The organism is Mesorhizobium sp. M1169, from assembly GCF_040318345.1.
Classification (GTDB): Bacteria; Pseudomonadota; Alphaproteobacteria; order Rhizobiales; family Rhizobiaceae; genus Mesorhizobium.
The window spans coordinates 1-9,480 of the sequence record NZ_JAMYME010000083.1 but is presented as its reverse complement, the minus strand read 5'-3'; the positions used below and the strand labels follow the sequence as shown (position 1 = coordinate 9,480).

General features: G+C 56.3%; 6 protein-coding genes and 2 pseudogenes. 1 reads left to right on the top strand and 7 read right to left on the bottom strand.

Annotation, left to right across the window (positions count from 1 at the left end):
* The 7 genes and pseudogenes from NKH41_RS33420 to NKH41_RS33385 all read right to left on the bottom strand — a co-directional run.
* Positions 1-491, bottom strand: a 491-nt coding sequence (locus tag NKH41_RS33420; RefSeq protein WP_352935875.1) for an aminopeptidase P family N-terminal domain-containing protein, incomplete at its 3' end; no start/stop codon positions are given.
* Positions 492-678: 187 nt separating this feature from the next.
* Entirely contained in the window at positions 679-1,422 is a 744-nt protein-coding gene (locus tag NKH41_RS33415) for an amino acid ABC transporter ATP-binding protein (protein WP_352935878.1), read from the bottom strand.
* 119 nt (positions 1,423-1,541) lie between these two features.
* Positions 1,542-2,516 (bottom strand): amino acid ABC transporter permease, encoded by a 975-nt coding sequence (locus NKH41_RS33410; RefSeq protein ID WP_352935872.1) that lies wholly within the window; start codon positions 2,514-2,516, stop codon positions 1,542-1,544.
* Between the two features lie 57 nt (positions 2,517-2,573).
* Positions 2,574-3,407 carry a transporter substrate-binding domain-containing protein gene (locus NKH41_RS33405; RefSeq protein ID WP_352935871.1) on the bottom strand — a complete coding sequence of 278 codons (834 nt, stop codon included), beginning with the start codon at positions 3,405-3,407 and terminating at the stop codon, positions 2,574-2,576.
* Between the two features lie 90 nt (positions 3,408-3,497).
* Positions 3,498-4,661 carry a M20 aminoacylase family protein gene (locus NKH41_RS33400; protein WP_352935869.1) on the bottom strand — a complete coding sequence of 388 codons (1,164 nt, stop codon included), beginning with the start codon at positions 4,659-4,661 and terminating at the stop codon, positions 3,498-3,500.
* Positions 4,662-4,728: 67 nt separating this feature from the next.
* On the bottom strand, positions 4,729-6,102 hold the full coding sequence (locus NKH41_RS33395) for an MmgE/PrpD family protein (protein ID WP_352935866.1): 1,374 nt from the start codon (positions 6,100-6,102) through the stop codon (positions 4,729-4,731).
* A gap of 1,378 nt (positions 6,103-7,480) precedes the next feature.
* Positions 7,481-8,130: pseudogene (locus tag NKH41_RS33385) on the bottom strand (ISL3 family transposase); the annotation flags it as partial.
* A gap of 158 nt (positions 8,131-8,288) precedes the next feature.
* Between NKH41_RS33385 and NKH41_RS33380 the strand changes: the two are divergent.
* Positions 8,289-9,321 (top strand): annotated as a pseudogene (locus NKH41_RS33380) (IS110 family RNA-guided transposase).
* The last annotated feature ends 159 nt before the right edge of the window (positions 9,322-9,480 follow it).

Genomic DNA, 9,480 nt, shown 5'->3' with positions numbered 1-9,480 from the left:
TAGGCGAGTTCCGCCGGCGACTTCACTCGTTGCAGCGTAACAACCATGCCATCGGCATCGATAGCGTTTGAGAGATCCAAGTGACTGGAAAGCGCGGCATGACCTTTTATACCAAGCATTTTCGCGCCCATCTCGATGCCGATGCGATTGGATTTCCAACGCGCCTTGACCAGGTCGGCAATCGGCTGCCATGGCGTGCGCTCGCTCGAACCGATGAAATGTTCCTGATAACTTAGTACTCGTGATTCCGGGAGATACGAAGTTGGTGTCGCGCAAAAGGTATCGATTTCGCGCAAGATTAGCCAGGGATCTTCTTCATCTTGATTCACGAGAGCTAGCTGCGGAACGTAATCGGAATACCCCTCGTAACCGGTTAAATAGTTCATATTTGACTCGTTCAGGACGAGCAGTGTGTCAATGCCCCGCGCGGCCATCTGCTGCCGTAGTCGACGTGTGCGCTCGCGGTATTCCTCTGTAGTAAATGCTGGCATGAGTAATTCTCCTTGTGCTGTTCGATAGCGTTTTGCGCCAAGCTGTTTTCGTTTTGCTTCAGAAAGTCGTCAAAGGTACGAATTGCTCGATCTCGTCGCGGTAGCACTTACGCTCCGCGGTTCGGACCGGCGTAGCAGTCCTTAAGGTCGGTCTTATCGCAGAGTGGCCGCTGTCGAAGACGAAGCTCTAGTGAGAAAGGATCTGGCTCAGGAAGAACTTCGTTCTGTCATGCCGCGGGTTGGTAAAGAACTCAATTGGCGGAGCCTCTTCAATGATCCGCCCCGCGTCCATGAAAATCACTCGATCGGCCACGGCTCGTGCAAATCCCATCTCGTGGGTCACACAAACCATTGTCATGCCGTCGCGTGCGAGGCTGGTCATGGTTTCCAGCACTTCGGAGACCATTTCCGGATCAAGGGCCGAGGTGGGTTCGTCGAACAGCATAACCGCAGGTTCCATGCACAGAGAGCGGGCAATCGCAACACGTTGCTGCTGTCCGCCGGACAGCTGAACCGGGAATTTGCTCGCCTGTTCGGGAATACGCACCCGCTCCAAGAACTTCACCGCTGTCGCCTTGGCTTCAGCTTCGGGCACGCCTTTGACCCACATTGGACCGGCCATACAGTTCATCAGAACGGTCATATGGGGGAAGAGGTTGAAGTGCTGGAACACCATTCCGACGTTCTTCCGAACTTCAGTTACGTTGCGCATTTTGTTATGCAATCTGATCCCGTTGACGGTGATCTCGCCCTCCTGATGCGCTTCAAGCCGGTTGAAGCAGCGGATCAACGTCGACTTCCCGGATCCCGAGGGACCACAGATAACTATGCGTTCGCCTTTGCGGACGGTTAGATTGACATCAGTCAGTGCTCTGAAGGTGCCGTACCATTTGGAGACGTTCGTCGCTTCGATAATTTTGCCCGCACTCATTGGCACCTGCCTCCGACTGGCTGACTCCTGGGATGAAAGTGGTACGCGCAGCACGATACCAACAGCTTGAGAGGGATCGCCTCCATCAAGGCCTTTCAAGTGAGTTATTTTGCTAGCGGTCATCGCGCTTTACTCCTTGCGTAGTAGCGCTCAAGCTTTGATTGAATTACTTCGAGGCAGGCAGACATGATCCAGTAAATCATTGCGGCTGTTATCAGCATCTCCATGTAACGGAAGCTCGGCTGGCCGATTGTGCGAGAAACGAACGTTAGCTCCCACACGCCGAGAACCGAGACGAGCGAACTGTCCTTCAACATCCCGATGAACATGTTTCCGGTCGGGGGAATGACTACGGGAAGCGCCTGCGGCAGGATGATCCTGCGCATGGTAAGACCGAAGCCGAAACCGATGGATCGTGACGCTTCCCATTGACCGCGGTCGATGCTCTGGATACCCGCACGGAAGACCTCCGCCATATAGGCGCCGTAGCAAAGCGACAATGCCAATATGCCTGAAGGAACGGCACTGATCACAATACCTAGTTGCGGCAGCCCAAGGTAAATCAAGTAAACCTGTAGGAGAAGGGGCAGGCCGCGGAAGAACGAAGTGTAAAAGCTCGCGATGGCATAGGCGAAGCCATTGCCTGAAAGTTTAGCAATAGCAGCAATCATCGCGATGAGTGATGCGCAAACAAGGGAAACGGCAGAAATATAGATCGTGGTCACCACGCCCTGCGTGATCAAGTATGGCAGATTATCCCAGATAAATGGCATGCTCAATTTGAATATCATAAAAAATGCAAGGCACAGCAGCAGCATTTCGACCCAGACAATGCCAATCTGCGCCTTCAGCGGAGCAAATCCGATCAGCACGATATTGACGCAGAATATGACTGCAACTACAAAAGCGATTGCAACACGACCAAAAAAGCCGCTCTGTGCGGGATCGCCGATGACTGGCCTCATCATCTCGCCGAAGGTAGTGCCCGCAAGGTTGAACATGAGAAAAACCGCGAGTACAATGGCAAAAGCCGACGCTATAAACCAAGGCTTGTGGACAAGCACTTCCGATTCAACTGTGTCCTGGTAAAGCATGAAATGTCCTCCAACTTTGCGGCTCGGAGTGACCGAGCCGCAAAACGTTTCGCGAAGCTACTTCTCCACGGAGGTGTCAGTTCCGTACCATTTAATTGCAATCTTCGAGAGCGTGCCGTCATCCTTCATGCTTTTGATCGCAGCATTGATCTTATCAAGAAATTCACTATCGCCCTTCATTATTGAGATAGCACCGGGCGCGGAGAAGAGAGCGCCGAGCACCTTGATCGGATATCCCGATTTGATCGCCCTTTCCATGCCTGTTTCGTCCGATACGACCGCGTTCAAACGGATGCCATCACCTAAGCGCAGATCGGCAAGGGCAACATTGGCCGACTCGTACTCCTTAACCTCGCCGACTTTGAACTTGAACTCGATCGGCTTCGCACCGATCCAGTTTGGCGCGAGGGTTTGATGGAGATACTGTGCTTCGAGTGTATTTGTAGTCACCCCAACGATTTTGCCGTTGAGATCTGAAAATTCTTTCGTTTTACTATTCGTAGGAACGGCAACTACCACAGTGCCATAGTAATAATTTTCTGAAAAGTCGAGCTTCTTGGCACGTTCTGTTGTGGGGGTCATTTGGCCCATGCCAATGTCCCAGCGATCTGCCCAATTGCCGGCCACGATTAGGTCCCAACCCGGCGTTATAAATTCAGCTTTAACACCGAGGTAGTTCGCAATACCTTTGGCGACGTCGATGTCATAGCCCTCTAGTTCGTGCTTCGCATTTAGGGAAGATATTGGCCCCCAATCAGTGCCTACTGCAACCTTGAGCGTTTTCGTGGTGAGGACGCGGTCAAGCAACTCCCCGGCATGGGCCGAAGCGCCGAACGCGACCGACGCGATAGCCATTGAGGCTGCTGTGATCGTCGTAGTGAGTCTATTCATGGTAAGTTCCCCTTGCTAGGTTTGGTTTTAGTCTCGTCTCTCCGGCACTCCGTCGTACCGACATTCTGAGCCGGTTCGAATTTGTTCCATCTACGAGCTCAGAATTGTTTCAACCAAGTTGACCCAGTAGCCGATGCCATACGGCAACGCTTCGTCATTGAAATCATAGGCCGGATCGTGCACGTATGCTGTCGAGCCGTTTCCAAGCCGTATGTAAGCTCCCGGTCGCGCTTCAAGCATGTAGGCAAAGTCTTCTGATCCCATCGACGGTCTCGCGTTCGAATTTACTGCATCGTGCCCAACCAGACCTCGAGCGGCAGATATGGCGAAAGTCGTGCCTTTCGTGTGGTTGAACATGAGCGGCTCAAGCCGGCGGTGCGTATACTCAACGTGGGCATCAAAGCCCGACGCGATGCCTTCGGCGCAGGACCTGATGTGCTTCTCCGCAAAGTCGCGCAAACCTGATTTGAGGGTGCGAACGGTTCCTGAAATCTGCACGGACTCCGGAATGACGTTGTACGCTGTCCCGGCATTGAGCTTGGTGACCGAAATCACTAGCGACTCCTGCGAGTCAGTCTTGCGGGACACCAATGCTTGCAGCCCTATGATGATTTGAGCTGCGATGACGATGGGATCGTTGGTCAGGTGTGGCTTGGCGGCGTGCCCACCTTTTCCTTTTACAATAATGTCGAATTCGTCGAGCGCCGATGAGATGGCGCCGTCGCAGATAGCGAACTGCCCTACTGGCATACCAGGCCAATTATGCATACTGAAGACTTGAGAGATACCAAACCGGTCCATGATCCCTTCTTGGACCATCCTCTGGGCGCCGCGGCCATCTTCTTCCGCTGGCTGAAATATAAGGGCTACCACCCCTTTGAAATTCCGCGTGGCGGTCAGGTACTTCGCGGCCCCCAGCAGCATCGCAGTATGACCATCATGGCCGCATCCATGCATAAGACCCGGCATTTCCGAAGCCCAAGGTTTGTTTGATGCCTCAGATATCGGGAGAGCATCCATATCTGCTCGCAGTCCAATGGTAGGACCTTCTCCCAGCTCGCCTTGGATCAAGGCTACGATTCCAGTCTCTGCTATGCCCGTTTCGATATTATTGATGCCAAACGAGGCGAGCTTTTCAGTGACGAAATTCGCAGTGTTGTACAGTTTGTAGTTGAGTTCCGGGTGTCGGTGGAGGTGGCGGCGCCACTCCGTTACCTCGTTCTTCATATCCAAGAATTCTTCGATGCGGTGCATAATAACGACCCTTCCGGTCAAATTCCTGATCTGGTCGAAGTTCGGTTCACCATTTCCTGCGCGATTATCATTCGACAGCAAGTGCCCAATTTGAAATACGCCGTACCGGCTCGGAGTGTCTTGTCTCAGGCGGCCTCAGCGACGCAAATAGGGCAGAGGATCCGGCGTTATGAAGACTAGCAACGGCTGTCACAATCTCATCCTGCCACCGGGCAGTAACGGAGCCTCGAGCGATATTCTTGAATTTTTCCACAATCTGGTGGCTTGAGAGCGGATTGGCTACGTCACCGAGCGGATACAGGACAACCATCTCTTCGGGGCCATCACCTTGATCCAATATTACACGTGCCGGGGTTAGAGCCGGGAATGCGTTAGTAAATTCGGGAGATGGCTCCAGCTCAATGCGAGCTGCCAATTCGAGGATCTCCGGATCCCGAAAATGCTCTGGCTGGACCGGCTGCAAAGCAGCGCGTCCATGCAGCGCGGCAATCGCGCAATTGAAATAGAAACTGTACTGGCCACCCTCAAACGTGCTAGGCGCACGCTCGTTCGCTAGTCGCATCGCATGCGGAAATGTTTCGATGCGCAGCTTAAGGATTGGTTGACCCGCTTTCCGCATAGAAAGGATCGCGTCAATTGCACCATGTATGTAGCGGCAGCAAGCGTACGGCTTGAGATAGCACTGCTGTACTTCCCAAGAAGAACCCAGATTTCCTGTTAGCGAGTTCCGAGTAAACCGGTCGGCATCGTCTAGAAGCTCAATTGGCCCTTTTGCACCAGCCTGTGCTCGGTAAGCGGCTGTTATCCCCGCTACTACGGCGGGCGGAATGCCTTCCTTGATACTGCTGCCGTCAAACTTAGAAGCGGCGTTGAGAAAGACAATCGGCCCTTCACAGCCGGCGATTGCAAGAGCGTGGGCTGTTTGATCGGCGTTCAAGCCGAGTAGTCGCGAAGCCGCAGCAGCAGCCCCAAAATTTACCCATCGCCCGCTCGAGTACATTTCGATCGTTTGCACGGGACGGCAACTAGCAATCCGAAGCCCAATTTCGTAACCCAATGCGATTGCGCCCATGACCTCAGGTCCGGAAGCACCTACCGCCTGCGCGACAGCCAAGGCTGCGGGGATGATCCCCGCTCCAGGATGGCCACCTGCTCCCCGGTGGCCGTCATCGATGTCGAGAGCGCTCGCCGCCGCGCTGTTTGACATCGCAGCACCGACCACGCTGGTTCGCATACCCGTTAGCCAGATATCGATCTCGCCTTCACCATACGATTCGAGCGCAGCCGTTCTGGCGGATTTAGCCAGCGGTGAATCGATACCAGCTGCCGCGGCGCCCAGAAGGTCCAAAATCAGTACAGAGATCGTCTCTTGTCCGTCCGCGAGAACCTTCTCAGCCGGGAAACTGCTTACGAACTCAGCGAGTTCGTTGATTGCATGCATGTCTAATCTTCCCTCAAATCAAGAAGCTGGGCTTATGAAGTGGCATGAGAGACCACTTTTTTGGCGCTACTCCGGCCGGCTTCCGAACCGGCAACTCGCCGCCTTTATTCTTTTTGCTGCTCGTTTGGCAGTAAGCTGCAAAGTTTACGCCGCGTCAATTATGTTCTTGTTATTGGAACGAAAATGGATACAAATTCTAATTATGAGAAAATCCTGAGATAGCTGAGTGCATTCAAATTCGTCATCAAAAGCAGCCCGAGCCTTTATCCTTTTGGCATCAAGCGCCATGTGGGGGCTCCGCCCGGCCGGAAGCCGTAGGAGAACCCGAAGAAGTCGGCCTCATAGAGAGCGCTCAACACCTCGGACACCGCGCCTTAGACGATCTTGTCTTCCAGCGCCGGCACCCCGAGTGGCAGCTTGCCGCTATCGGCTTTGGGAATATCGACGCTGCGGCCGGTAACGTCCGGTGTGGACCAGTTCGCAGAAATCGCGGAAGTTATCCTCCAGCCTCTCTTCGTCGGTCTGAAGTGTAGACAGGAGTCATGGAGTTGCGGGAATGAGCGTCGAAAGGTGGATGGTCGCGGAGGCCGAGTGTGTTCCCGTTTCACGAAGGCAGCATGAGCATCGTCGCTATGCGAGACGATGCCGCTCCGCCGGGGGTCGATGGCCGGATCACGCATGGAAGGTAATCATCGGAACATGAGAGGCCCGACCCGGTCCGCTGGATTGGTCTCCAGCGGGGGACAGCAGCAAGGTGCTGCCAGAGCTGCTGTCCGAGCTGAGGTCGGGATTCGGACTGGTTCATAGGACCCGTGAAGCCGTCGAAGGAAACGAGGCGAGTGGAGGGAAGCGACCAGCCTGAGGGGAGCCTGCGCGAGGATGCCAAGGTCCGGACACAGAGCCGGGTCGCCTTGCCGCCGAACCTCGAGCGGGTGACCGCGGCGGCCAGGCAGGCTGCCCAAACCCGGTTCACCTCCTGCTGCATCACGTCGACGAAGAAGCCGCTTGCCGCAAACTCGATCAGACGCTTCCCTCAGCACGACGATCAAGGCCCCTCGAGCTCATCATAGATCGAAGGCCGTTGTCGAGTCTGCCGACGCTTTTGGTTCCGACGAGCTGTTCGACACGGAGTGCGGATTTTCGTGATACCCTGTCACCGCGATGAACTCCTCTAAGATCCTGCGCTTGTCCTTATTCGCTGCGGTCGCATAGCGATCCCGGACTGCATCGCGCCGGTGGCGGCCCCAACCTCCAGCTCCATCAGACGCTCGGCGGCAAAGCCGATCATCTCGCGCAAGAGATCGGCGATCGGAGGTCTTCGCCACGAGCGTGCGCAGGTTCATCACCGCCGAGCTACACCCTTCCAAGGGAGTACGGTCTCCTGGCGACGCAGATATCCTTCATATTGCAGCCGCTCGGCATAGGTAAGAAGCTTTGGATCGATGATGGTGCTGCCGACGGTCTTTCGGATAAACCGGATGGCCTTGCTAACTGGATCAAGGAAAGCGCGGCTGGCGTTTTCCATCAGATGCCAGCGGTCGGCCACCTGATCGGCATGAAGCAAGGCCTTAGCGATCGCCTAGCCATGTCCGCCGCCCCGAACGCGAGCGACATTCACAATGGAAGGATGGTTCGCCAGCCAAGCCTGCGATGTCGCCTGTACGATCTGGCAGCAATGTCACTGGCCTGCGGCGCTCAAGATCGCATACAATCGTCCCGTATCGTTGGCCGCGCCGGAAGGCGAAGTCGTCGATGCCGATGATGACGAGCTTATCGCGCGGCTGTTCAGTCCGCTGGCGCACGACACGCAACAGCGTATCGTTGCTCACCGGCATCATCAGGCGATCGGCAAAGGCTGCGGCAGGCCTGCCGCCCGGCGTCCGGTTCTCCGCGATAACGGGGCTAAAACATCGGCGCCAAACCGTTCGGCAAAAATGCGGCGGCGGCAAAGAACCGCTCGCACCAGAAACGGCGAACCGTCACCCTTAAGACCACACGCCGGCCAGCGATGGGCAAATCGGCGGCTTTTCACATCTATCGCCGGCGCGAACTTGTCCCGCAGATGGGGTATTCGGCTTGAGCCTCATCTTTTAGCGATGATGCCATGAAGGTGCTGCGCTTCGAGCTGATGATAAAACGTGGTCTGCGTGGAAGCAGCCACAAGCATCAGAAGGAGGAAGCGCAGCATGAAACATTATGCAGGATTAGACGTCTCGGTGAAAGAGACCGCCATTTGCATCGTCGACGAAACCGGCACGATTTGCCGGGAAATGAAGGTGCCGAGCCATCCCGAGGATCTTGCGCGGGTGCTCAAGGATTCCGCCTGGCGGCTGGAACGCGTCGGGCTTGAAGCCGGGCCATTGTCGCAATGGCTGTTCAGCGGCCTAGCCGACGCAGGCCTGCCGGTGATCTGCATCGAGACCCGGCACACCAAGGCATTCCTGAACGCCCAGCCGAACAAATCCGATCGCATTGATGCGCGCGGGATCGCGCAGATGATGCGGGTCAATCTGTTTCGCCCGGTGCATGTCAAGACCCTGACGACCCAGAAGCGCCGGGCGTTGCTGACCGCACGCAAGCTGCTGCAGGAAAAGGCGATCGCCTTTGAGAACGACATCCGCGGCCTGCTGCGCAACTTCGGGCGCAAGGTTGGCAAGGTCGGTGCGGTCAAAGTTTGAGGAGCGGATCCGCGAGCTCACCGAAGGCATGCCCGATCTGGCCGAGATCGTCGAACCGCTGCTCGACGCGCGCCGCAAGCTGCGTCAGAATTTTGCCGCCCTGCACCGCAAGCTTCTGGCGATCGTCCAGGTTTGCCGCCGGCTGATGTCGATCCCCGGTGTCGGCCCCGTCGTGGCGCTGGCCTACACCGCGACGATCGACATCCCCGCCCGCTTCCGCAACTCCAAAGCGGTCGGGCCGATTTTGGGCCTGACGCTGGTGCTCCACGAATCGGGCGAAAGCCGTCGCATCGGCCGGATCTCGTTATGCGGCGACGCCATGATGCGCACGCTGCTCTACGAGGCCGCGGAGGTTCTGCTGACGCGGGTGAAGAAATGGTCCTGGCTGAAAGCCTGGGCGATGAACGTCGCCAGAAGGCGCGGCCAACAGAAGGCCATTGTCGCGCTCGCCCGCCGGCTGGCGGTGATCATGCACCGGATCTGGAGCGACGGCACAGAGTTCCGCTGGACCAGGAAGGAAATCATGCCGGCCGCCAGTTGACCGCATCCGACCATTGTCAGCATGCCGCCGTGCTCGTGTCTGTCAAGGGCAAGTCGCTGCGCGATGGCCCTTCGGTCGTACGCCTCCGGCGAGGGCCGCCTTGCGGGAGCATGGCCCGGTAGCGAAGCTGCGCTCTTAAGGTCGTCCTTTCGAGCGTAG

Bases quoted from the DNA above. Each gene is read 5' to 3' on its own strand.
- NKH41_RS33395 (WP_352935866.1), bottom strand. From the start codon at position 6,102: ATGCATGCAATCAACGAACTCGCTGAGTTCGTAAGCAGTTTCCCGGCT.
- NKH41_RS33410 (WP_352935872.1), bottom strand. From the start codon at position 2,516: ATGCTTTACCAGGACACAGTTGAATCGGAAGTGCTTGTCCACAAGCCT.
- NKH41_RS33400 (WP_352935869.1), bottom strand. From the start codon at position 4,661: ATGCACCGCATCGAAGAATTCTTGGATATGAAGAACGAGGTAACGGAG.
- NKH41_RS33405 (WP_352935871.1), bottom strand. From the start codon at position 3,407: ATGAATAGACTCACTACGACGATCACAGCAGCCTCAATGGCTATCGCG.
- NKH41_RS33415 (WP_352935878.1), bottom strand. From the start codon at position 1,422: ATGAGTGCGGGCAAAATTATCGAAGCGACGAACGTCTCCAAATGGTAC.